21 protein-coding genes and 3 pseudogenes are annotated in these 22,208 nt (G+C 73.4%); 14 read left to right on the top strand and 10 right to left on the bottom strand.

The window, feature by feature from the left end:
* Positions 1–78 precede the first annotated feature (78 nt).
* The 5 genes from C1A33_RS21745 to C1A33_RS21725 all read left to right on the top strand — a co-directional run bounded on the left by C1A33_RS21745 (position 79) and on the right by C1A33_RS21725 (position 4,945).
* A complete protein-coding gene (locus C1A33_RS21745) occupies positions 79–1,173 on the top strand; it encodes an ABC transporter substrate-binding protein (protein ID WP_133150775.1) in 1,095 nt (364 codons plus the stop codon).
* A 92-nt stretch (positions 1,174–1,265) separates the two neighbouring features.
* The gene (locus tag C1A33_RS21740; protein ID WP_101833237.1) at positions 1,266–2,270 is read left to right on the top strand and encodes an ABC transporter permease; all 1,005 of its coding nucleotides are present in this window, start codon (positions 1,266–1,268) and stop codon (positions 2,268–2,270) included.
* Complete coding sequence (locus C1A33_RS21735) at positions 2,267–3,151, top strand: ABC transporter ATP-binding protein (RefSeq protein ID WP_101833236.1); 885 nt, start codon at positions 2,267–2,269, stop codon at positions 3,149–3,151. The genes C1A33_RS21740 and C1A33_RS21735 overlap by 4 nt, the downstream gene beginning before the upstream one ends.
* On the top strand, positions 3,148–4,461 hold the full coding sequence (locus C1A33_RS21730; protein ID WP_101833235.1) for an LLM class flavin-dependent oxidoreductase: 1,314 nt from the start codon (positions 3,148–3,150) through the stop codon (positions 4,459–4,461). The genes C1A33_RS21735 and C1A33_RS21730 overlap by 4 nt, the downstream gene beginning before the upstream one ends.
* 124 nt (positions 4,462–4,585) lie before the next feature.
* Complete coding sequence (locus C1A33_RS21725) at positions 4,586–4,945, top strand: 2OG-Fe(II) oxygenase family protein (RefSeq protein WP_243407800.1); 360 nt, start codon at positions 4,586–4,588, stop codon at positions 4,943–4,945.
* 304 nt (positions 4,946–5,249) lie between these two features.
* Here C1A33_RS21725 and C1A33_RS21715 read toward each other — a convergent pair whose 3' ends face one another.
* The 6 genes and pseudogenes from C1A33_RS21715 to C1A33_RS21685 form a co-directional block, all read right to left on the bottom strand.
* Positions 5,250–6,155: an alpha/beta fold hydrolase gene (locus tag C1A33_RS21715; RefSeq protein ID WP_101833234.1), complete on the bottom strand. Its 906-nt coding sequence runs from the start codon at positions 6,153–6,155 to the stop codon at positions 5,250–5,252.
* A gap of 211 nt (positions 6,156–6,366) precedes the next feature.
* On the bottom strand, positions 6,367–7,194 hold the full coding sequence (locus tag C1A33_RS21710; protein ID WP_243407803.1) for an SAM-dependent methyltransferase: 828 nt from the start codon (positions 7,192–7,194) through the stop codon (positions 6,367–6,369).
* Positions 7,195–7,385: 191 nt separating this feature from the next.
* Positions 7,386–7,820 carry a type III PLP-dependent enzyme domain-containing protein gene (locus C1A33_RS21705; protein WP_243407799.1) on the bottom strand — a complete coding sequence of 145 codons (435 nt, stop codon included), beginning with the start codon at positions 7,818–7,820 and terminating at the stop codon, positions 7,386–7,388.
* Positions 7,739–8,406 (bottom strand): annotated as a pseudogene (locus C1A33_RS38070) (type III PLP-dependent enzyme domain-containing protein). Before C1A33_RS38070 ends, C1A33_RS21705 begins: the two are co-directional and overlap by 82 nt.
* Positions 8,407–8,569: 163 nt before the next feature.
* A pseudogene (locus C1A33_RS21690) lies at positions 8,570–9,594 on the bottom strand (agmatine deiminase family protein).
* A 14-nt stretch (positions 9,595–9,608) separates the two neighbouring features.
* The gene (locus C1A33_RS21685) at positions 9,609–9,812 is read right to left on the bottom strand and encodes a hypothetical protein (protein ID WP_165818518.1); all 204 of its coding nucleotides are present in this window, start codon (positions 9,810–9,812) and stop codon (positions 9,609–9,611) included.
* Between the two features lie 90 nt (positions 9,813–9,902).
* Between C1A33_RS21685 and C1A33_RS21680 the strand changes: the two are divergent.
* A pseudogene (locus C1A33_RS21680) lies at positions 9,903–10,097 on the top strand (AfsR/SARP family transcriptional regulator); the annotation flags it as partial.
* Between the two features lie 32 nt (positions 10,098–10,129).
* Positions 10,130–11,800, top strand: coding sequence for a long-chain-fatty-acid--CoA ligase (locus C1A33_RS21675; protein WP_101833228.1), 1,671 nt, complete (start codon positions 10,130–10,132; stop codon positions 11,798–11,800).
* Here C1A33_RS21675 and C1A33_RS35910 read toward each other — a convergent pair.
* Together C1A33_RS35910 and C1A33_RS21665 are read right to left on the bottom strand one after the other, a co-directional pair.
* Entirely contained in the window at positions 11,754–12,605 is an 852-nt protein-coding gene (locus C1A33_RS35910; protein ID WP_207770434.1) for a helix-turn-helix domain-containing protein, read from the bottom strand. The two genes, C1A33_RS21675 and C1A33_RS35910, sit on opposite strands and share 47 nt — an antisense overlap.
* Before the next feature lie 169 nt (positions 12,606–12,774).
* Positions 12,775–13,947, bottom strand: coding sequence for an acetamidase/formamidase family protein (locus C1A33_RS21665; protein WP_101833254.1), 1,173 nt, complete (start codon positions 13,945–13,947; stop codon positions 12,775–12,777).
* 215 nt (positions 13,948–14,162) lie between these two features.
* Between C1A33_RS21665 and C1A33_RS21660 the strand changes: the two genes are divergently transcribed.
* Genes C1A33_RS21660 through C1A33_RS21640 form a run of 5 tightly spaced genes read left to right on the top strand, consistent with a single transcriptional unit; the run spans position 14,163 to position 18,901 of the window.
* Positions 14,163–15,008, top strand: coding sequence for a cysteine hydrolase family protein (locus C1A33_RS21660; RefSeq protein ID WP_243407798.1), 846 nt, complete (start codon positions 14,163–14,165; stop codon positions 15,006–15,008).
* Between the two features lie 5 nt (positions 15,009–15,013).
* A complete protein-coding gene (locus C1A33_RS21655; RefSeq protein ID WP_243407797.1) occupies positions 15,014–15,499 on the top strand; it encodes a cupin domain-containing protein in 486 nt (161 codons plus the stop codon).
* Positions 15,496–17,010 carry an AtzH-like domain-containing protein gene (locus C1A33_RS21650; protein ID WP_101833227.1) on the top strand — a complete coding sequence of 505 codons (1,515 nt, stop codon included), beginning with the start codon at positions 15,496–15,498 and terminating at the stop codon, positions 17,008–17,010. The genes C1A33_RS21655 and C1A33_RS21650 overlap by 4 nt, the downstream gene beginning before the upstream one ends.
* The gene (locus C1A33_RS21645) at positions 17,007–18,338 is read left to right on the top strand and encodes an amidase family protein (protein ID WP_243407796.1); all 1,332 of its coding nucleotides are present in this window, start codon (positions 17,007–17,009) and stop codon (positions 18,336–18,338) included. Before C1A33_RS21650 ends, C1A33_RS21645 begins: the two co-directional genes overlap by 4 nt.
* Positions 18,335–18,901, top strand: a complete 567-nt coding sequence (locus tag C1A33_RS21640) for a helix-turn-helix domain-containing protein (protein WP_101833226.1) — start codon at positions 18,335–18,337, stop codon at positions 18,899–18,901. Before C1A33_RS21645 ends, C1A33_RS21640 begins: the two co-directional genes overlap by 4 nt.
* A gap of 63 nt (positions 18,902–18,964) precedes the next feature.
* Here C1A33_RS21640 and C1A33_RS21635 read toward each other — a convergent pair whose 3' ends face one another.
* Positions 18,965–19,186 carry a helix-turn-helix domain-containing protein gene (locus C1A33_RS21635; RefSeq protein ID WP_101833225.1) on the bottom strand — a complete coding sequence of 74 codons (222 nt, stop codon included), beginning with the start codon at positions 19,184–19,186 and terminating at the stop codon, positions 18,965–18,967.
* Complete coding sequence (locus C1A33_RS21630; protein WP_101833224.1) at positions 19,186–19,677, bottom strand: DUF2975 domain-containing protein; 492 nt, start codon at positions 19,675–19,677, stop codon at positions 19,186–19,188. The genes C1A33_RS21635 and C1A33_RS21630 overlap by 1 nt, the downstream gene beginning before the upstream one ends.
* A 398-nt stretch (positions 19,678–20,075) precedes the next feature.
* On the opposite strand from C1A33_RS21630, the gene C1A33_RS21625 reads away from it, so the two are divergent.
* Positions 20,076–21,377: an LLM class flavin-dependent oxidoreductase gene (locus tag C1A33_RS21625; protein ID WP_243407795.1), complete on the top strand. Its 1,302-nt coding sequence runs from the start codon at positions 20,076–20,078 to the stop codon at positions 21,375–21,377.
* On the top strand, positions 21,374–22,208 hold an 835-nt coding region (locus tag C1A33_RS21620; RefSeq protein WP_101833223.1), incomplete at its 3' end, for a creatininase family protein. The genes C1A33_RS21625 and C1A33_RS21620, both read left to right, overlap by 4 nt.

Genomic DNA, 22,208 nt, shown 5'->3' with positions numbered 1-22,208 from the left:
CCCCGTCGGCCCTGCCCCGGCCTCCGCGCACCAGCAGACATCTCCACCCAGCATTTTCGCCCATCGGAGGAAAAGACCGTGCAGGGCTCCATCCGAATGCTCACCCGCCGCAGACGTGGCGCCGTCGCCGCCGTCGTCGCTCTCGTTCTCACTCTCGCGGCCTGCTCCAGTTCGGGAGGATCACACTCCTCCGGATCCGGTGGATCCGCGACCGCGGCACCCGACCTGAGCAAGGTGACCCTCAAACTCGGCCAGATCACCGCCAGCGAGGCCGCCCAGATCAAGCTGTCGGGCGTCTTCGACGACACGCCGTACAAGGTCTCCTGGTCGACGTTCGCCGGGCCGGCTCCGATGATGACCGCGCTGCTCGCCGGCGCGATCGACGCCGGCGCGAACTTCGGTGACGTCTCGGTCACCCTGGCCAACGCGAACAGCTCCACACCCTGGACGGCGGACAACGCCCCCGCGAAGACCATCGGCGTGCTCGCCACCACCCACCCGCTCTACCAGACGATCGCGACAACGTCGTCGGGCATCACCAGCCTCGACGACCTCAGGGGCAAGCGGTTCGCCTACAACAACGGCGGCAACATCCAGGCGCAGTACCTGCTCGACCTGAAAAAGGCCGGCCTCACTCCCGCCGACGTGAAGCCGATCGTCATCCAGGCGGCCACCCAGGGCAGTACCTTCGCCGCGGGAGCCACCGATGTGCTGAGCACCTCGGCCGGGGTGGCGGTGCCCTTCCTCGCCGAGGGCAAGGCCCGGGTCATCGCCACGCAGAACGACATCGGCCTGCCCGGGCTGAACGCGTTCGTCGCCAGCACGAAGGCGCTGAAGGATCCGGCGAAGCGCGCGGCGTTCGCCGACGTCCTCACCCGGCTGACGAAGTTCTACGCCTGGTACGCCAAGAACCTGCCGGCGGTCGCGAAGCAGTCGGAGTCGGTGAGCAACGTGCCGGCGAAGTACTCGCTGGAGGAGGCGAAGTACGCCGGCAGCTACCTTGTCCCGACGACTCCGGACATCATCGCGAAGGAACAGGCGCTGGCGGACCTCCTCGTGGAGGGGGGCGTCATCAAGAGCAAGGTCGATGTGAGCGCCCAGTACGACCAGTCGTTCAATTCGGTCATCTCCGCCGGGAACGCGGTCAACGGGATTCCTCGGGCGACCAGCTGACTGCCCGCCGGCGGCGGCCCGCCCACCGCCCGCGGGCGTCGCCGGCGCTTCTTCTCTTCTCTCCGTTCCCGGATCTCACGTCGAGGTAGGCAATGTCTTCCAAATCCGTCGCGGTGAACTCACCATCACCGCTGGCGCGCCCGCTCCCCGGGGCGGGCGTGCCGTCTCCGACGCTCTCCTCCGATGTCCCGGCGTCCGAGGCCGTGGCGTCGGAGGTCTCGACGCCCGAGATTCCGGCGTCGGATGTCCCGGCGTCCGAGGATCCGGCGTCCGGCGTCCGGGACCTGAGCCGGGTGGCGCCGCCGCCGGGACGCCCGCGGACCCGCGTGCGCCCGCGTGTCCTGCGCCGCGCGCTGCGCGTGCTGGTGCCCCTCCTCGTCCTGGCGGCATGGGCGGCCGGATCCGCGACCGGGCTCATCCCGGCGAAGATCCTCGACTCGCCGCCGACCGTCGTCGACGCCTTCGGCCACCTGATCTCCACCCATCAGCTGCAGGACGCGCTGTCCATCTCCCTGCGCCGCGCCGGGGTGGGCCTCGCGTTCGGCCTCGCCGTAGGGCTGGTCTTCGGGCTGACGACCGGCCTGAGCCGGCTGGGCGAGGAACTGCTCGACTCCTCGATGCAGATGGTCCGGATGGTCCCGTTCCTGGCCGTCACGCCGCTCATCGTCGTGTGGTTCGGGATCGGCGAGACCGCGAAGATCGCGCTGATCGCCTTCGCCTGCGTCTTCCCGATCTACCTCAACACCTACGCGGCGGTCCGGGCCATCGATCCGAAGCTGATCGAGGCGGCCCGGGTCTTCGGGCTGCGCGGCCTCGCCCTGACCCGGCGGCTCATCATCCCCAACGCGATGCCGGGAATCCTGGTCGGGCTGCGGTTCTCGATGGGCGTGTCGATCCTCGCCCTCATCGCGGCCGAGCAGATCAACGCCGACTCCGGCCTCGGCTACCTTGTCGCGAACGCCCAGGAGGCGTTCCGCAACGACCTCATCCTCGCCCTGCTGTTCGTCTACACGGTGCTCGGACTGTTCATCGACCTGTTCGTCCGGCTGTTGGAACGGACGCTGCTGCCCTGGCGAGCGACGGTGGTGGGCAGATGAGCACGCGCACGGTCGCCCCGGTCGGAATGAAGCCGGTCGACAGCGGGGCCGTCCACATCCGGGGGGCGGCGAAGTCGTTCGGTGCCAAGGACGTCCTCGTCGACTTCGACCTGGACATCGCCCCCGGCGAGTTCGTCGCGCTGCTTGGCGCGTCCGGCAGCGGCAAGAGCACCCTGCTGAAGATCCTCTGCGAGCTGGAGACCGTCGACCACGGCATCGTTCGGGTCCCCTCGGCCCGCTCGGTGGTGTTCCAGGAGCCGCGGCTCGTCCCGTCCATGCAGGTGTGGAAGAACGTCGTCCTCGGCCGGTCGCGCGCCCTCGCCTCGCGGGCCGCCGCCGAGGCCGCGCTCGCCGAGGTGGGCCTGGCCAGCCACGCCGACGACTGGCCCCGCACGTTGTCCGGCGGCGAGGCCCAGCGGGTGGCGCTCGCCCGCGCGCTGATCCGGGAGCCCCGACTGCTCCTGCTCGACGAGCCGTTCGCCGCCCTCGACGCGCTGACCCGGATCCGCATGCATGCCCTGGTCGCCCAGCTCTGCGCCCGGCACAACCCGTCTGTGCTGCTGGTCACGCACGACATCGACGAGGCGATCCTGCTCGCCGACCGGGTCGCCGTGCTGCGCTCGGGCCACAAGAGCCTCGACGCGGTGGTCGACCTGCCCCGCCCCCGCACCCGCGGCGGACCGGCGTTCGAGGCTCTGCGCCGCACCCTGCTCGCCGAGATCGGAGTCAGCACCGATCCCGAGGCCGAGCCAGCGGTCGCCGACCAGACCCAGCCGCCGCGGGCCGCACCGCTCCCGGTGCGGGCGCGGTCCGCGTCGACGGTCGTGCCGAGGACGGTCGTGCCGAGGACGGTCGTACCGAAGGAGACCGAACGGCGATGACCGCGTACGAGCGCGAGCTGCATCTCAACGTCAACATCCTCGACGCGGGCAAGCACCCGGGCGCCTGGCGGTTCCAGGACGACCCCCGGTGGTTCCTCGACATCGACTACTTCTCGACCATCGCCCGCCTGGCCGAGCGTGGCACCTTCGACGCCGTCTTCCTCTCGGACGGGGTCGCGCTGCTCTCCGAGCCGGCCGAAAAGCCATGGCAGGCGCTGGAACCCACCGTCCTGCTCGCCGCGCTCGCCCGGGAGACCGAGCACGTCGGCCTCATCGGCACGGCGTCGACCACCTTCAACGACCCGTTCAACCTCGCCCGCCGGTTCGCGTCCCTCGACCACCTCAGCCGAGGCCGCGCCGCGCTCAACGTCGTCACCTCCTACTCGCCGCGGGCGGCCGCGAACTTCGGCCTCGACGTGGTCCCCGACCACGACGCCCGCTACGCCCGGGCGGAGGAGTTCGTCGACGTCCTCACCGGGCTCTGGGACAGCTGGGACGACGACGCGATCACCGGGAAGCGGGACGCCGTGGCGTTCATGGACCCGGCCGGTGTGCGCCCGATCCACCACCGGGGCGAGCACTTCGCCGTGCGCGGCCCGCTGAACGTGCCGCGCTCCCCACAGGGTCGTCCGGTGCTGGTGCAGGCCGGGTCGTCCGAGGTCGGCAAGCGGTTCGCGGCCCGCGTCGCCGAGGTCGTCTTCACCGCCCAGACCACCCATGGCGCCGCCCAGGCGTTCTACGCGGACATGAAGAACCGGGCGCGGGCCTTCGGCCGCGACCCCGGTCATCTCGTCGTCCTGCCCGGGCTGTTTCCCGTCGTCGGGTCCACCGAGGCGGAGGCATGGGCCCGCAAGGACGCGCTCGACGAGCTGTTCCCCTTCGACCTCGAACTGCCCCGGCTCGCCGCGCAGCTCGGCCTGGATCCCGCGGACCTGCCCCTCGACCGGGAGCTTCCCTACGACCTGCTCGGCGACGCGGGCCAGTTCACCGGATCGCGAGGCTTCCTGGAGGCGACCGTGAACCTCGCCCGCGAACGCGGGTACACCGTGCGCGAGCTCCTGCTCAGCAACGGTGGGGGCCACCGGCAGGTCGTCGGCTCCCCGGAGCAGGTCGTCGACAGCATCGAGCACTGGTTCCACAGCCGCGCGGCCGACGGGTTCAACCTCAACTTCGACGTCTTCCCGTCCGGTCTGGAGACCTTCGTCGAGCACGTGATCCCCGAACTGCGCCGCCGCGGCCTGTTCCGCTCCGCCTACACCGGCCGCACCCTGCGCGACCATCTCGGCCTGCCCCGGCCGCCACGCAGGTAGGCCGCCGTCCTCGCCCGGCAGTCCCGCCCCCGGACGTGGCACTGGCAGGTGCCGGCTACACGCCGGGATAGCGGGCGAACCAGTCCGCCGACGCGGCCCCGAAGTCGTCCGAGACGGAGCCGGGGTGTTCGATCTCCGTCACCAGGTCCGCCGCCAGATGCGCCACAAGGGCGTGGCCCTCGAGCTGCGCGATCCAGCCGGCCGGCAACTTCAGGCGGGGGAGGACGTCAACAATGTCGGCGACATGTTGGAACGCTGGACCGGCGGCCAGCTGCTCGCCACCCCGCACCGGGTCGTCAACGCCACCGGTGCCGCGGGGGGCCGCTACTCGATCGCCTACTTCCAGCAGCCCAACCCCGACGCGCTTGTCGCCCCCGCGCTGCCGGTGGCACCGGGACGTCCCGACTACACCCCGGTCCTCGCCGGCCAGCACATCTCCCGCAAAGAACTCGGCTACCACACCGTGGCGGCGCTCGGCGTCTGACGCCCGCGACGCCGGCGCCATCGCGGGCGGCCGGCGGGCCGCGTCCGTGCACGACGCGTCGGTCGATCTGGCCGGCTGGTGGTCCGGCGAGCCCGCCGTGCGCCGGTCGATCGCGACGGTGGTCGACCGGGCGTGTCGCGAGACCGGCTTCCTGCTGCTGGACGGCCACGGCCTGCCGGCGGCGGCGATGGCCGCGTGCGCCGGCATTGAGGTCGTCGACGGGATGGTGGTGATGAGCCCCAGCACGTCCCGGCGGCACAACCGGTTGGCTGGCGCGGCCCCGCGGCCCCGCGGCCCCGCGGCGTCAGGCCATGGCGGTGGCGATGGGTTCGGCGCGGCGGACGAGCGCGGTGATGCGCTCGGTGAACGCGGGCCACAGGGCCCGGGGGAGGCTGTGGCCCATCCCGTCGAAGACCGCCAGCTCGGAGCGCGGGATGGCATCGGCTGTCGCGCGGCCGCCGCTCACGTCGCACATCACGTCCGCGGCGCCGTGGATCACCAGGCTGGGTGTCCGCAACCCCCGCAGCGGGACGGTGCGGTCCCCGGAGGCGAGCACCGCGACGGACTGACGCAGGATGCCGACCGGGTCATGGCCTCGGTCGTAGGCACGCCCGGCCCGCTCGGCGACCGCCTCCTCCTCGAACGGGAAACCCGGGGAGGCGACGGCCCGCATCGCTCGCACCTGCCACGCGACGAAGCCGGAGCGGTCCGTGGGCGGCGTGCCGAGAGCGCCGATGACCGCCGGGTCCGGCTGGCCCACCGCGCGGTCCCCGGTCGTCGACATCATCGACGTGAGCGAGCGCACTCGGAGGCGATACTCGAGCGCCACCGTCTGGGCGACCATGCCGCCGAGCGAGGCGCCGACCAGATGGGCGGCGTCGATGCCGAGCGCGCCCAGCAGGCCGACCGTGTCCGCCGCCATGTCCGACAGCGTGTACGACGCCGACGAGCAGTCGCCGGCGAGCGCCGCCGGCAGGTCCGGCGCGGGGGCGTCGGTGAGGTGCGTGGACCGCCCGACGTCCCGGTTGTCGAACCGGACGACCTGCATCCCGCTGTCGACCAGCATGGCGCAGAACTCGTCAGGCCAGTTGATCATCTGGGCGCCGCCGCCCATCATCAGCACCACCGGCGGCGCCGCCAGGTCACCGAGACGCTCGTAGGCGATGTCGATCCGATCCGGTCCCACACCGCGGGCGATCTCTTCGGCCACGTCCGACCACCTTCTTCGCCTGAACGAACCCCGCGGCACGGTAACAGGGGACCAGCGGGTAGCCGGGGATCCGGCTACCGTGCGGGCGCGCCGACCAGCGCGGGGGAGCGACGCGCTCCGTCGGCCGACGGCAACCATCCCTGACGGCGCCGTCGCCGGGAGAGTCTCGTCGGGATCGCCGAGGCCAGGATGCCGAGGGCGGTCTACGGCGTCAGCGCTTGCTGCCGACGGCGCCGTAGACGTTGACCTGACCGTCGGGGATGGCGGCGCTCGCGTTGTCGTCCGGACGCCAGCGGTGCACCGACTGGATGCCAGGGGCGACGAGGTCGAAGCCCGCGAAGAACGGTGCGATCTCGTCGCGGCTGCGCAGCCGTACGGGGATGCCGCGGGCGCGGTAGCTGCGGGCGGCCTGCTCCTCCATGGTCGGGTCGAAGTCGGCGGTGGCGTGGCTGATGGTGAGGCAGCTGCCGGCGGGCAGGGGAGCGACGAGCCGGCGGACGATGTCGTACGCGGCGTCCGGGTCTGGCAGGAAGTGCAGGATCGCGATGACGGACACGGCGACGGGGCGGGAAAGGTCCAGGGTGTCGCGCAGCTCGGCGGAGTCGAGGATCGTGTCGACGTCGCCCAGGTCCGCCTCGAGGTAGGCGGTGCGGCCCGCCGCGCTGCCGCCGAGCAGCGCGCGGGCGTGGGTGAGCACGATCGGGTCGTTGTCGGTGTAGACGACGCGGGCGTCGGGGGCGGCGGCCTGCGCGACCTCGTGCAGGTTCGGGCTGGTGGGGATGCCGGTGCCGATGTCGAGGAACTGGCGGATCCCCTGCTGCTCGGCCAGGTGGCGGACCGCGCGGTGCATGAACGCCCGGTTCTCCCGCGCGGTGGTCCGCAGGTACGGCGCGCCGGCGATGGCCTGCTCGGCGGCCTCCCGGTCGGCGGGGAAGTTGTCCTTGCCGCCCAGCAGGTAGTCGTACATCCGGGCGGTGTGCGCCTGGTCGGTTCTGAGGTCGACCGGCTCGCGCCGGCGTGTCTGCCGGGTCCAGGCCATGTTCCCGGCAGGCCACCGGTCGTTCCTCGCGCCCACGCGAACCCCCTCGCCCGTCGGCATCCGTGCACCAATCGTCCGGATCGCGTTAAAGGTATCTTCTTCGGTGCGTGGTGCATCTAGGTGATGGCGCTGCGCAGGCAAGGGCGGATGGCTGTAGGCGGTGGGCGGCATTCCTGGGCTGGGTGGGTGGCTCAGCCTGCGGGCGCGAGGGTGTGCAGCGCGAGCGCGGGCAGGCCGTTGAAGTCGACGGAGGCGAGGGTGGTGGCGTAGGCGCCGGTGGACCAGATCGCCATCCGGTCCCCGTCGGTCAGGGCGCGGGGCAGGCGGTAGGGCTCGCGGGCGATGAGACGGTCGAGACTGTCGCAGGTCGGCCCGCAGAGGGTGACCGGCCGGGTCGGGGCGTCCGGGGGATGATCGGGCGCGGTCACCCGGTACTCGATGCCGCCGAGGGTCTCGACGAGACCGGCGTTCCAGATTCCCGCGTCGAGCACGACGTAGGTCACGCCGTCCTCGCGAGGCAGCACCGCCCTGACCCGGCTGACGGTCACGCCGGCGTCGGCGACGAGGCCGCGTCCGGGCTCGATGACCAGGTGCGGGAGATCAGTGGCGCCGAAGTGACGCCGCACCGCCTGACCGATGACGCGCCCGTAGGCCTCGACCGCGGGGCGGGTTCGCGGTAGGAACCCGGCAGCCCGCCGCCGAGGTTGAGCACCGACACCGCGAGTCCCGCCTCACACATGCCCGTCCACACCTTCGCCGCGGCCGCGAGCGCCACGTCCCACTGCCGCGGGTCACGCTGCTGGCTGCCGACGTGCCAGGTCAGGCCGGCGATGGTGAGTCCGCGGCCGCCGCGTCGAGCGCGAGGGGGACGGCCTGCCCGGGGCCGACGCCGAACCGGCCCGACATCGGCCAGTCGCTGCCCGCCCCGCCATGGGCGAGCCGCAGCACGACCGTGGCACCGGGCGCGTCGCGTGCCAGGCGGCGCACCTCGGCCGCGCTGTCCACCGCGAAGGTCCGCACCCCCCGGTCCCACGCATGGCGGATCTCGGCGGGATCGCGCACCGGATTGCCGTGGGAGATCAGCGTGGGCGGGCAGCCGGCGGCCAGCGCCAGGTCGATCTCCCGGGGGGAGGCGACGTCGAGGCCGGCGCCGCGCCGCACCGGCGCGGCGAGCAACGTCGGGTCGGGCTGGGCCTTGAGGGAGAATTGCACCGCCGCGTCCAGGCAGGACACCAGCCGGTCGTGGGCGGTCAGGGCGTGATCGACGTCGAGGACGGCGTACGGCGTCTCCTGCTGCGTGGCGACGAAGTGCCGTAGGCGCGCGGTGGGCACGGTTGACCTCCGGGTGGCGGGCGGTCGGTCGGGTACGGCGCAGTCAGTGGGGCCCGCGGCCGGGCGCCGGGGGCCTGGCGGTCGAACGGGCCGCGGGCAGCTGCCGGGTGATGCAGTGCACGCCGCCGTCGCCCAGGGCGAGCGCCCGCGCTGGCACGCCGACGATCTCGTGGTCGGGATACGCGCGGGCGGCGGCGGCCAGGGCGTCGTCGTCGGCGGCCGTGCCCGCCAGCGGCAGGATCACCCCGCCGCCCGCGATGTAGAATTCACGTAGTTGACGACGGCGTCCCGTCCGTGCAGGTGGATGCGCTGCTGTGGCGGCAGCTCGTGGATCTCGAACAGCCGTCCGGCGGCGTCGGTCGACGCCTCCAGCACCGCCCGGTTGGCCCGCAGCCGCGGATGGTCCGGACGACCGGCCACGGCGGCCTCGACGACGACCCGTGCCGGTCCGGTGAACTGGCAGACGTGGTCGATGTGCCCGTCGGTCTCCCCGGCGAGGTGGCCGTAGGGCAGCCACACCACCGTGGTCACGCCGAGCAGCGCGCGCAGCTCGGCCTCCACGTCGTGCCGGTCCAGCCGCGGGTTGCGGTTGGCGGCCAACACACACTGCTCGGTGGCGAGCAGCGTGCCCTGGCCGTCGACGCTGATCGCGCCGCCCTCCAACACCATCGTGGAAGCCCGGCGGGGCAGACCCAGCGCCGGCAGGAGCCGACGCGCGACGAGGTCGTCCTGGTCGTAGGGGTGGAAGCGCTCGCCGAAGGAGTTGAAGCGGAAGTCGACGCCCACCCGCCCGTCGGGCCCGTGTACGACGATCGGGCCGCAGGCTCGCAGCCACGAGTCGTCCATCGGGATCTCGTGGACGTCCACCGGCACCTCACAGGCGGCGCGCACCCGGGCGGCCGACCCGGGTGGGACAACGAGCGTCACCGGCTCGAAGCGGGCGACGGCACGCACGATCGCCGCGTACTCACGCTCGACGTCGGCGAGGACGTCCTCGCCACCCCACGGTGCCGCCCGCGTTGGCCAGGCCAGCAGGCACGCCTCGTGCGGCTCCCACTCGGCGGGCATCACGAACCCGCCGGTCATGGTGCGCTGCCGGGCGAGTCGAAGGAGGTGACGGCGGCGTGCGCCGCGTCCCAGTCGCCGGCGAAGCGCCCGCCGAGCACGTGCAGCCAGCGTTCGAGCCCGAACGCGACGCAGGAGGTGTGCGCGGGCTCGCCGTCGAGGGCGATCTCCGCGCGTTCGCCGAAGAAGGTGCGGTGGAGGTTGGTGAAGGCGATGGCCACGCCGTCCTCGCTGACGAACTCCTCCTTGGTAGGGAACAGGCGCTGTAGAGCGCCCGGGACCCATTCGGGTCGAAGAACGGGGCGCATCCCTGGCGGGAGAGGATCATCGACCTGCTGATGCTGGCCCTCTACCGCTGCGGCCGGCAGGCCGAGGCCGTCGAGGTCTACTACGGCGTCCGGGAGCGCCTGGACCGCGAGCTGGGCCTGGAACCGTCGGCCTTGCTACGGGAGCGCCTTCAGAACATCCTTAACCACGCTCCGTCGTTGTCCCTGTCGCTGCGCTGACCCGATCGGCCGGGCCAGCGGAGGGGGTGCGTGTGCTCAACCTCGCCGTCGTGCTCGAGTCCACCGCCCGCGACCTGCCGGACCGCGACGCCGTCGTGCTGGGCGGGCGGCGGCTGACCTACGCGCGGCTCAACGCGGCCGCCAGCCGGGTCGCCGCCGCCCTCGCCGCCCTCGGCATCGGTCCGGGCGACCGGGTGGCCCTCGCCTGCCCCAACCTGCCCGACTTCCCGATCGTCTACTACGGCATCCTCAAGGCCGGGGCGACCATCGTGCCGCTCAGCGTGCTGCTCACCCGCGCCGAGATCGTCTACCACCTGGAGAACTCGGCCGCGCGGGCACTGTTCTGCTTCGAGGGCACCGGCGCGTCGCCGCTGGGCGAGTCCGGGTTCGCGGCCTTCACCGCGGTGCCCGGCTGTGAGCTGTTCGTCCTGATCACCGGCGATCCCCTCCGTGACCTGGCCGGGGCGGACGCCGGTGGTCCCGGCGGCGATGCGGCCGGTGGCGCCGCCGGCCCGAGCGGCGGCCCGGCGGCGATCGGCGATCCGGGCCGGGCCGGCTGGCCGACGCTAGCCGCGTTCGTCCGCGAGGCCTCCGCCGACCCCGCGTTCGAGACCGTCGTGACCCGCGAGGACGACATCGCCGTCGTGCTTTACACCAGCGGCACCACGGGGCGCCCCAAGGGGGCGCAGCTCACCCACAGCAACATGGTCCTCAACGCGCAGGTGTGCACCCGCGTGTTCCAGGCGGCGGCGCACGACGCGCATCTGGTCTGCCTGCCGCTGTTCCACTCCTTCGGTCAGACCGTCCATCTCAACGCGGGACTGCTCAGCGGGGCGACGCTGCACCTGCTGCCCCGGTTCGAGCCCGAGGCGGCACTGGCCACGATGGAACGCGCCGCCATCACCTTCTTCGCCGGCGTCCCGACGATGTACTGGGCGCTGCTGCGCCAGGTGTCCTCCGCGGAGGATCAGGACATGGCCCGCATCGCGGGAAACCTGCGGATCAGCGTCTGCGGCGGCGCGCCGATGCCCGCCGAGCTGCTCCGCGACGTCGAGCATCGGTTCGGCGTCGCGATCGTGGAGGGGTACGGGCTGTCCGAGACCAGCCCGGTGAGCACGTTCAACCGCCTCGACCGGCCGCGGCGGATCGGCTCGGTGGGACTGCCCGTGTGGGGGGTGGAGGTGCGGATCGTCCGCGACGACGGCGCGCCGGCGCGGGTCGGCGAGGCGGGGGAGATCCTGATCCGCGGGCACAACGTGATGCGTTCCTACCTCGACGATCCCGCGGGCACGGCGGAGGCGATCGACGCCCGCGGCTGGTTCCACACCGGCGACATCGGACGACTCGACGCCGAGGGCTATCTCTACCTCGTCGACCGCATCAAGGAGATGATCATCAGGGGCGGTTTCAACGTGTATCCGCGGGAGGTCGAGGAGGTGCTGCTGACCCATCCGGGGATCAGCCTGGCAGCCGTCGTCGGGGTGCCGCACGAGAGCCACGGCCAGGAGGTCAAGGCGTTCGTCGTGCGCCGCCCGGGCGCGACCGAGACCGAGGAGGACATCGTGGCGTGGTGCCGGCGGACGATGGCCGGCCACAAGTACCCGCGGCTCGTCGAGTTCCGCGACCAGCTGCCGATGACCGCCGCCGGCAAGGTCCTCAAACGCGCGCTGGTGACGCCGCCGTCCGCGCCGCCCGGCGGCTGAGGTCCCCGGGCCGCCAGCTCGCGCGGCCCCGCCGCCGCCCGAGGTCCCTGGTCCGCCCGGCGGCCGACCCGGCCATGCCCGGCCACGTGCCGTCGACCCACGTGCCGACGGCTCGCGTGCCGGGGCTTCGCGGCCCGGCGGGAACGACCACACGGCCGATGCCGAGCACCGCCTGGTAACGCGCGCAGCGGCCGAGGTCCGCCGGCGCCTCGAGCACACGCACGCTGCCGACGGTCCGCGGACCGGCCGTCATCGGGCCGCCGGCGGTCGCGCCTCCGAGCCACACACCGCCCGTCACGGCGCCGCCGGCGTGCGGCCCCACGAGCGGGCTGATGACCAGCGCGCCGGTGGGAGCGGCCTGGAGGCCGGACTCCCCAACCACGGCGGCGGTGCGGCGCCGGGGCTCGCCGAGGAAACCGGCGGCGGCCCGTGGCGGGACCACCCCGTCGTCGGCAGCGAACGAGGCGCCGGCGGCCGTCCGGCCCGCCACACCCGTGCCTGCGGCCCCGCGGGCCGGGGGAGCCACGGGCACCCCGGCGGGGACGATCTCCGGCTCGATCCGGGCCAGTTCCTGGCGGACCTCGTCCAGCAGGTCGGCCAGGCGCACGTGCAAAGCCCGGCAGATCGCCGCGAGGACCTCCGAGGACGCCTCCTTGAGACCCCGCTCGATCTCGGACAGGTAGGGCATCGACACCCGTGCGGCATCCGCGACATCACGTAGCGTGCGCCCCTGGGTCAGCCGCCGGCGGCGCAGCGCCTGCCCGACCAGCCGGCGCAGCAACGGAACCTCCACCCGCCCCGCCATTGTCACCGGGACCACCCTCCGCGCTCGCGCCGCCGCCGCGCCCGCGGGAGGCGGGAGCGTGCCGACTGGCCGCGCTCGCCCCGCGCCACCCACGACACGGCTCAGGTACCGAGGGTATCCGCTGCGCCGCCGCCGCGACCCTCTTACCAACGATCGCCCGCCGACGAGATCACCCGTGCGTGAGGACGGCGTCCGTCGTCACGATGAGCGGATCGCCGGGCGGGAACCCGTCGTCGAAGGGCGGCGGCGTGGGGTCGACGCCGTGCAGGTCGGCCCTGCGGATGCAGCAGTGCACGCCCATGACCTGGTCGACAACCTGGCTGACGGCGAAGTCCCCGGCCGCGGACAGGTAGGCGAGGGCCACCGGCGCGGGCAGGGCGTACCGCTCGCGCAGGAACGCCACCGCGTTGCGGGTCGCCTCCCGCATCGCCTCGCCGAGATCCGGGTCGAGACCGGCGACGATGTGCAGCGCGTCCGTGCCCGCCCAGGGCGCGGACAGCGCGCGGGCGGTGCGGCTCACCGCGTCGTCGGCGTGCACGGTCAGCCGCAGCAGCGCCCGCAGCGGCGCCTCGAACGCGGTCAGCGCCACCTCGCCGTCGCCCTGGGCGAAATGCGGGTCGCCGACGTAGAACAACGCGTCCGGAACCTGCACCGGCAGGTAGAGACGGGCTCCGACCCCGAGGTGGCGGATGTCCAGGTTCCCGCCGTGGCGCCCGGGCGGCACCGAGTGCACCGGATGGTCGGTGGCCGCCGCCACGCCCATGATCCCGAGGAACGGGCGCAGCGGGAAGCGGATCGCCCGACCGTCCCCGACGGGCAGCACCCCGGCGTCGCCCTCGGCGTGCGCGACCAGGCACACCGGCGGCACCGTCGCGCCGAAGGGCAGGTTCCGCTGGGCGATCGGCATCTCACCGGGCAGCGCGCCGCGGCCGTGCCGGTTGCTGATCACGCCGTAGGGGGCGCGGCGGTCGAGCTCCAGCACCTCGACCTCGAGCACGTCGCCGGGGCGCGCCCCGCTGACGGCCACCGGCCCGGTGACGACGTGCGGGCCGGCGGTGTCCGGCTGGTGGCGGCGTCCGCCGTCCACGAGGGCGAGCGCGTCGTCGAGGATCTGGTCGGGAGCGATCCCCACGGCGCCGAAGAACGCCCGCGGATCGCTGCCCTGGTCGACGAGCAGCCCCTCGTGACTGATCGTGTCGAACCGTACGGCCCCGCCGGACGGCACCCGCAGGACGGGCCGGCTGGCCGCGTTCGGCAGCAACCCCCAGGCGACCTCGTCCGCCCGCGCCGGCAAGTACGGCGCGTCGGTGGCCACGTCAACCCCGCTGTGCAGCAGTTTCACGGCGAGGGACCCTGCCACACCCCGATGACGCCGGTGTTACCGCCAGACCGGATCAGCCACGCAGGAGCGTGGGATGACAGGCACCGTCGGTGGTCGTGTACGGCCAGCGGATGTGCAGGTCGACGCGGCCCGCGCCGACGGCGTGGTCCCGGGTCGGCATCGAGGCGCAACGGCCAGGCAATGCGCGGGAAAAGCGCTGGCTGGAGAGTGTTGGCGTGGCCAACATCCGGATCGGGGCGTCCAGGAACTCGTGGGGGGTGTCGGCCGGTCGGGTGGATCTGCGCCGCGAGCCCGTCGTGCCGCGGCCGGTCACGGTCGACGCGCGTCCGCAGCGGCTCACCCTCGACCTCACCCGCACCGCGGTGATCGTCGTCGACATGCAGAACGACTTCTGCCATCCCGACGGCTGGCTCGCCTCGATCGACGTCGACATCACGCCCGCCCGCCGGCCGATCGAGCCGCTGCGCCGCGTCCTGCCCCTGCTGCGCGCGGCCGGTGCGCCGGTCATCTGGCTGAACTGGGGCAACCGGCCGGACCTGGCGAACGTGCCGCCGGGCGTGCGGCACGTCTACGACCCCGACGGCGAGAGCGGCGGCCTCGGCGCGCCGGCGCGTCCCGGCGGCAGCCCGACGCTGCAGGCCGGCAGCTGGTCGGCGGCGATCGTCGACGAGCTCGCGCCGGAGCCGGGCGACCTCCACGTCGACAAGTACCGGATGAGCGGCTTCTTCGACACCCCGCTCGACTCGGTGCTGCGCAACCTCGCCGTGACGACGCTGCTGTTCGCCGGGGTGAACTCCGACCAGTGCGTGCTCGCGACCCTCACCGACGCGGCCTGCCTCGGCTACGACGTCATCCTGCTCGAGGACTGCGCGGCGACGACCTCCCCGCCGTTCTGCCACGACGCGGCTGTCTTCAACGTCGCCCAGTGCTTCGGCTTCGTCGCCCTGTCGACGTCGCTGGTCGCCGCCCTCGACCCGCCCGCGGTTGACGCGACGGCCCTGGACGGCGCCCATGCCGGCATGGCACTACCGGCCGCGGCCACGACCATCGCGGGGAGCTGACGCCCATGTCGACGCCAGCCGTTCCGCCGGTTTCCGCGGTCCTGCCGGTTTCGCCGGTTCCGGCGACCCTGATCGAACCGGACACGTTGGAGATGCGGCACATCAGCGCTGGCGACACCGTGCGCCTGGCGGTGCTGGCCGGGCCGGAGGTGTCGCCGGTGACGGTCATCCTGGAGGCGTGGGAGGCCGGTGGCGCGCAGCCGCCGAACAGCCATCCCGCCTCCACCGAGCTGTTCGTGTTCCTGCGCGGGAGCGGCGTGGCCGTGTGCGACGGCGTCGAGACATCTGTCGCCGCCGGTGCCACGCTCGTCCTTCCGCCGACGTCGCTGCACCACATCACCAACACCGGGTCCGGCCGGATGTACGCGCTGACGCTGATGTGCCCGGACGACGGCTTCGCCGCGATGGTCCGCCGCGGGCCGCTGGCCGGCACCGACGACGAGGACCGGGCCGTCCTCGCCGCCCTGCCCGCCGCGGACGGCCCCCGATGACCGCGGGATCGGACGGTGTCCTGTCCGGTCGTGCCCCGCTGGCGGCGCGGGAGTGGTTCGCGCTGCGTCCGCTCGTGGCCCGGACCTGGCTGGTGGGCGAACCCGGACACGTCAACTGCTTCCTCATCGAGGGTGACGAGCGTGCCGTGCTGGTCGACACCGGCCTCGGTCTCGCCGACGTGCACGCCGCGGCGCGCACGCTCACCGACCGCCCGATCCTCGCCGTCAACTCCCACGGGCACGACGACCACCGCGGCGGCAACTGGCTGTTCGACGAGGTCGCCGCCCATCCGCTGGCCACGCCCGCCGTCACCGCGCCGGTGCCCGCCGACCGGTTGACCGCCTACCTGGCCGTCGCCCGCGACCAGTACGCCGCCTACCAGCGGATGCGCGCCGACGACGAACGCTTCTTCCACCTGCTCACCGACGAGACCACGCCGCGCCCGCTGCCGCCCGCCGCCGATGACTGGACGGTGCCGCCGGGGCCCACACCGACGCCGCTCGCCGACGGCCAGCGCCTCGACCTCGGCGGACGCACGCTCACCGTGCTGCACACCCCCGGCCACTCGCCGGACTCGCTGTGCCTGGTCGACGAGCGCGCCGGCCTGCTGTTCGCCGGCGACACGCTCATCACCGGCGATTTCTGGGTGCACATGCCCGACGCCGCCGTCGACGTCTTCGCCGCGACCCTGCGCACCCTGCAACGCCGCCTCGACGGCGCCATCCGCGAGATCTACCCGGCACACACCCTGCGCTACCGGGTCGGCCCCGACTTCCTGCGCCGCGCCGCCGACGCCTTCGAGGACGTCGCCGCCGGCCGCGCGCCCGGCCGCCTCGGTACCGACCTGCTGCGCCGTCCCGCCCTGCGCCACGACTTCGCCGACTTCAGCATCCTGCGCCCACCCATCCCCGAACCCATCGAACCCAGTGCGCCCGCCGCACCGACCGCGCCCAGTGCTGCGCCCGTCGTGCCCAGCGCTCCCGCCGTGCCCAGCGCTCCCGCCGTGCCCACCGCGTTCGTCGTGCCCACCGCGTTCGTCGTGCCCACCGCGTTCGCCGGGAGCGAGAGCCTCGCCGCGCCGGATCCCGCGCTCGCGGACCTCGCCGTGCTGGACCCCGCGCTCGCGGCGGCGTTCGCCCGCTACGAGTCGGCCCTCATGGCGGACGACGTCGCCGGCCAGCGGGAGTCCTTCTCGTCGCACGCCGGCGTCGTGCGGGTCGACCCTGACGGCCCCGTGGTGGGGCCGCAGGCGCTCGCCGCCTTCCGGGCCGCCCGCCCGACCCCGGGGCCACGACGGCTGCGTGACCTGCACGTGGTGCGTAGCCCCGGGGAGACGGTCGTCACCGTGTCGACGAACGAGCGGCTTGGCCCAGAGGGCCAGGTCATCGGCCTGAGCACCCAGACCCAGGTGTGGGCTCGCGACGACGACGGCAGCTGGCGGGTCATCGCCGCCTGCGTGTCCCCGATGCGCACCGCGCCCACACCCACCGACCCGGCGGTGGGTGGGTGAGCGCGGTCGGCGCCCGCCCGACCGCGAGACCGTCGTCGACCGCTGTCGTCGCGTCGTCGCCGACCACGGGCGCGTCGCCGACCACCGGCGCGTCGCGGCCAGCGGTCGGCGCGTCGGGTGTGGCCCTCAACGGGTCGTCCTCGGCGGTCTGGCGGGAGTGCGGCGATCCATTGCTGGCACCGACGGGGCGCGGCGCGTTGGACGGGCTTCGGGTCGCGGTGAAGGACCTGTTCGCCGTCGGCGGCCACCGCATCGGCGCCGGCAACCCGACCTACCTGTCCGGCGCTCCCGTGCAGCCGGCCGACGCCGCCGCCGTGGCCGCGCTGCGCGCCGCCGGGGCGGCCATCACCGGCATCGCCCAGACGGACGAGCTCGCGTTCTCCCTGTCCGGCACGAACGTCCACTACGGCACACCCCCCAATCCGGCGGCCCCGGACCGGGTCAGCGGCGGGTCGACCAGCGGGCCGGCGTCGGCCGTCGCCGCCGGGCTCGTCGACGTCGGCCTGGGCACCGACACGGCGGGGTCGATCCGGGTGCCCGCCTCGGTGTGCGGACTGTTCGGGCTGCGCCCGACGCACGGCGCCGTGTCCGTCGACGGCCTGGTCGGGCTCGCCCCGTCGTTCGACACGGTCGGCTGGCTCGCCGCCGAACCCGACGTGCTGCGCAGCGTCGGCGACGTCCTGCTGCCGCCCGCGCCCGACGACCCGTGCCCGCCCACCCGCCTGCTCGTCGTCGCCGCACCGCGGGAAGCGGCGCCGGACGGCACGGCTCGGACCGCGGCGGTCGCGGCGAGGCTCGCGGACGCGCTCGGCGTGCGTCTCGTCGTCGGACCGGTACGCGACGACGACGATGTGCCGGGCCTGCTGGCGGCGTTCCGCGCGGTGCAGGCCGCGCAGGCCTGGCAGCTGCACGGCGCCTGGATCGAGGCGCATCCGGGGGCGCTCGCCCCCGACGTCGAGGGACGGTTCCGGTTCGGGGCCACCGTCGACGCCGACATGCTGCGCGCGGCCACCGGGGTGATCGCCGACGGGCGGGCGCGGCTGCTCGACCGGCTCGGCCCCGACACCTGGCTGGTGCGCCCGGCCACGGCCGGCCCCGGGCACCTTCGGGCGGCGGATGGACCGGCCCGGGACGCCTGGCGTCAGGCCACACTAGGCTGCACCGTTGTGGCCAGTGCGTATGGACTGCCGAGCTGCGTGGTGCCCACCCGCCCGGGCGGTCCGGGTGGATGCCCACCGCCGGTCGGGGTGGCCCTCATCGGACCGCCCGGCGCGGACCGCGCGCTGCTGGACGCGGCCGTACTCCTCGGCCGTCCATCCGTGCCATGACCTCGTCGTTCACCGAGGACGTCGGCGTTCGCCTCGGCGGGGCCGTGCGCGCCCAGCGGCACGCGCTCGGCCTGACCCTCGTCGACGTCGCCGGCCGCGCGGGCCTGAGCCATCCCTTCCTCAGCCAGCTCGAACGCGGCCTGGCCCGGCCGAGCATGCGTTCCCTGACGGCGATCGCCTCCGCGCTCGGCACCAGCGCCCAGGCCCTGATGGCCGCCGCCGACGCGGCGAGTGCGCCGCCCACCGATGCCGTCAGCGTCGTCCGTCGCGACACGGTGGCCGTGGAATCACCGGGCGGTTCGGTGCGCAGCCTCGTGCGCGGCGAACGGGCGATGCTCCCGTCGGAGTACGTCGGCGCGCCGACCGCCTTCGACGACTACTTCCAGCACGACGGCGAGGAGTTCGTCTACGTCGTCGCCGGCCTCATCGAGGTCGACGTGGACGGCGCGCTGCACGTCATCGGCGCCGGGGAGAGCATCTACTACGCCGGGGGAGCGCGCCACCGCTGGCGCAGCCTCGACGGCGAGCAGACCCGTCTCGTCGTTGTCCAACAGAACGCCTGACCGGGTCAAACACCTGACCGGACCAAGCCGCGACGTGAGGTGGTGGCCTGCGCCGGGGGCATGTCATCTGTCCGTGGTCTCCTCGGGCTCCCAGCGCAGCAGGTCGCCCGGCTGGCAGTCGAGCGCCTCGCAGAGCGCGGCGAGGGTCACGAAGCGCACCGCCCTGGCGCGGCCGTTCTTGAGCACCGCCAGGTTGGCGGGGGTGATGCCCACGCGGTCCGCGAGTTCGCCGACGGACATCTTGCGCCTGGCGAGCATCACGTCGATGTCGACGGCGATCGGCATCAGATCACCTCGTCCAGCTCGGCCTGCAGCTGTGACGCCTCGACGTCGCGCTTGACGGCCTGGGCGAGCAGCGCCCGCAGCACGAGCACGAGGAGCGCGACTCCCAGGATGGCCACGCCGACCCCGCCCATGATGAGGCTGACGCCCGGGTCCTCCCGCTGGCCCGGCGCGTTGAGGACCGTGACCGCGAACCACACGAGGGCGGCCGCGACGATCGCGCCGATCACGACGTCCACATACCGGAAGGCGGCGTGGGAGAACACGGTTCCGCGTCGCACCATCGTCACCAGCCGCCAGACGGCGAGCAGGGCGACCTGGACCGACACCATGCCCAGGATCGTGACCACACGCAGCGGGGTCAGTGGGAGCGCCCCGTCCTCCGGATCGCTTCCGCTGACCAGCGCCCACACCATGCCTGCCTGTACGAACACGGTGCCGGCGAGCACCACCACGAGCACGGCGCGCAGCGCACCCACCGTCAGCTTCCCCATGACCCCCACCCTTCCATCGAGTCGCGATGGGAATCTATCGAGTTTCGATAGTCATCGCAAGGTTTCACAAAGAGGGCGCAGCCCCGAGAAGCTGATGTCAGACCGCCGGCGCACCGCAGTCCCCCCACCACCCCCGACGCGCCGTCCGAGCTTCAGGTTGATCTTCGGTCGTCGGTGTCCCTACGAGGGATCGCAACCGCTCTCCCACCGAGGCGCCGCGGACGCGGAGGTCGTCGCCCTGCGAGGGATCTCGGCGTCTGTGGTCTGCGCGGTCCGCTGGGCTCAGGTTTTGCGTGGGGGAAATGCGGGGCTGACGGGGGTGTGACCGGGGGGCAGCAACATGGGTGTTCGTCGGGATGTTGATTCCATCAACATCGGGGTTCTGCTGCGGAGGTCGCGTGCGGGTCGGGGTGTTCCTGTTCGGCGGGGTCGAGATGGCGGACGCCGGGGTCGGCGGGACCCAGCCGACCGAGCGGCGCTACGGGCAGGAGGACTTCGAGCATGCCCACCGGGAACTGCTGGCCTGCGGCGAGCTCGCGGAACGGCTCGGCTACGACAGCTTCTGGCTGACCGAGCACCACTTCCAGCACGAGGGCTACGAGGTGGTGCCGAACGGGTTGATGTTCTCGGCGTTCCTCGCCGCGCGGACCAGCCGGATCCGGATCGGCACCATGTTCAACGTCGTCGGGCAGTGGCATCCGCTGCGGTTGGCCGAGGACTTCGCGGTGCTGCACAACCTCTCCGGCGGCCGCGGCATCCTCGGCGTCGGCCGCGGGACCGTACCGCGGGAGATGCTGCCGCTGACCGCCGGCACCCTGTCCGTCGGCTCCTACGACAACCCGAGCGCGTCGGCGGCCGACGCCCGCAACCGGGAGATCACCGAGGAGAGCCTCGACGTCCTGCACCTCGCCCTGTCCACCGAACGGTTCCGCTACGACGGCCGGCACTTCCAGCTCCCGCCACCCGGCATCCCCGACCGCGGCGGTGAGACGCGGGAGCTGACCCTCGTCCCCCGTCCGCGCCACCCGTACGAGACGTGGCAGGCGGTGACGAGCCCGCCGACGCTGCGCGCGGTGCCGACCCGCGGCCTCGGGGGCGTGTTCTGGCTGAAGGAACGCAGGCGCCTCGCCGCCGACTGGAACGCCTTCGCGGCCACGTTCGCGCAGGTACACGGCCATCCGCTGACCCGCGGCGAGCGGCGGATGCTCGTGCTCAACGTCGCCGTCGGCGACACCCGCGAGGCCGCGATGGACCTGGTCCGGCCGGGTCATGACGAGTTCTGGCGCTTCCTGGCCCCCTACGGCTGGGGACGGGGCTACCTCGGCCCGGACGGACTACCCGCCGGCGGCGACTTCGTCCCCCGACTGGAGGACTCGATGGCCCAGGGCCCCTGGGCGGTCGGCACCCCTGCCGACGTCGCCGCGCACATCGCCGAGCTCGACGACCTGCTCGGCCTCACCGACCTGGTCATCTTCCCCGGCATGCCCGGCGACCCCTACCCGCGCGTCCGCGAGCAGATGGAACGGTTCAGCCGCGACGTCCTCCCCCTGCTCCCCTCGGGGAGCGGTGCGACCGGGCAGGCAGGCGCGACCGTACAGGCCCCGGTGGACGGACGGACCGCGCCGGTCCCACCAGCCGGGCCGACTGCGCAGGCCAGGGCGGACGAGCGGGTCCTGGTGGACGAGAAGGAGCGGGTGTGAAGCGCCATTTCGCCGATCTGCGTGGGCCCGAGGCGGCCGGGCTGTCGCCGGGGGCGGTCGCCGTCCTGCCCATCGGCTCGATCGAGCAGCACGGTCCGCACCTGCCGATGTCCACCGACCTCGTCGTCGCCGAGACCCTCGCCCGCGACGCCGTCGACGCCTTCGGTGACGCTCACGACCTGTGGCTGCTGCCGACGCTCGCCTACTCGAAATCCAACGAGCATGCCTGGTCGGCGGGCACGATGTGGCTGTCCGCGACGACCCTGCTAGCCGTGCTCGACGACGTGGCCCGGTGCCTCGCGACCACCCCGGTGCACCGGCTGGTGTACCTCAATGGCCACGGTGGCAACAGCGCGCTGCTGCAGGTCGCCGCCCGTGACGCGCGCCTCGCCCACGGCCTGCGCACCTTCGTCATGCACCCGTCGCTGCCCGCCGACCACGGCGGGGACTCACCAGCGGCCGAACTCGGCATGGGCATCCACGCCGGCCTCGACGAGACGTCGTTGCTGCTGCACCTGCGCCCCGAGCTCGTCCGTCTGGAGCTGGCCCGGCGCGGCGTGCCCGAGCAGCTGACCGGCTACGAGCGGGTGCGCTTCGGCGGGCCGGTGTCGTTCGGCTGGCTCAGCGACGACTTCGGCACCGACGGCACGATCGGCGACCCGACCGGCGCCACCGCTGAACGAGGCAAACAGCTCTACGAGGCGATGGTCGCAACCGCGGGCCAGTCCCTCGCCGAGATCGCCCGTTTCGACACCCGCCCCCGCCCAGGCCGGCGGTTCTGCCCATGTCGCCGTCGGTCTGGGCGGGGGAGGGGGAGGAGCTGCCCGCGCG

Source organism: Frankia canadensis (assembly GCF_900197875.1).
In the GTDB taxonomy this organism is placed as follows: domain Bacteria; phylum Actinomycetota; class Actinomycetes; order Frankiales; family Frankiaceae; genus Frankia; species Frankia canadensis.
Note: the sequence above shows the minus strand (reverse complement) of the source record. Positions and strands in the feature narration are given on the sequence as shown.

Bases quoted from the DNA above. Each gene is read 5' to 3' on its own strand.
- C1A33_RS21630 (WP_101833224.1), bottom strand. From the start codon at position 19,677: ATGGGGAAGCTGACGGTGGGTGCGCTGCGCGCCGTGCTCGTGGTGGTG.
- C1A33_RS21640 (WP_101833226.1), top strand. From the start codon at position 18,335: ATGACCTCGTCGTTCACCGAGGACGTCGGCGTTCGCCTCGGCGGGGCC.
- C1A33_RS21635 (WP_101833225.1), bottom strand. From the start codon at position 19,186: ATGCCGATCGCCGTCGACATCGACGTGATGCTCGCCAGGCGCAAGATG.
- C1A33_RS35910 (WP_207770434.1), bottom strand. From the start codon at position 12,605: ATGGCGGGGCGGGTGGAGGTTCCGTTGCTGCGCCGGCTGGTCGGGCAG.
- C1A33_RS21740 (WP_101833237.1), top strand. From the start codon at position 1,266: ATGTCTTCCAAATCCGTCGCGGTGAACTCACCATCACCGCTGGCGCGC.
- C1A33_RS21730 (WP_101833235.1), top strand. From the start codon at position 3,148: ATGACCGCGTACGAGCGCGAGCTGCATCTCAACGTCAACATCCTCGAC.
- C1A33_RS21735 (WP_101833236.1), top strand. From the start codon at position 2,267: ATGAGCACGCGCACGGTCGCCCCGGTCGGAATGAAGCCGGTCGACAGC.
- C1A33_RS21650 (WP_101833227.1), top strand. From the start codon at position 15,496: ATGACCGCGGGATCGGACGGTGTCCTGTCCGGTCGTGCCCCGCTGGCG.
- C1A33_RS21710 (WP_243407803.1), bottom strand. From the start codon at position 7,194: ATGGCCTGGACCCGGCAGACACGCCGGCGCGAGCCGGTCGACCTCAGA.
- C1A33_RS21655 (WP_243407797.1), top strand. From the start codon at position 15,014: ATGTCGACGCCAGCCGTTCCGCCGGTTTCCGCGGTCCTGCCGGTTTCG.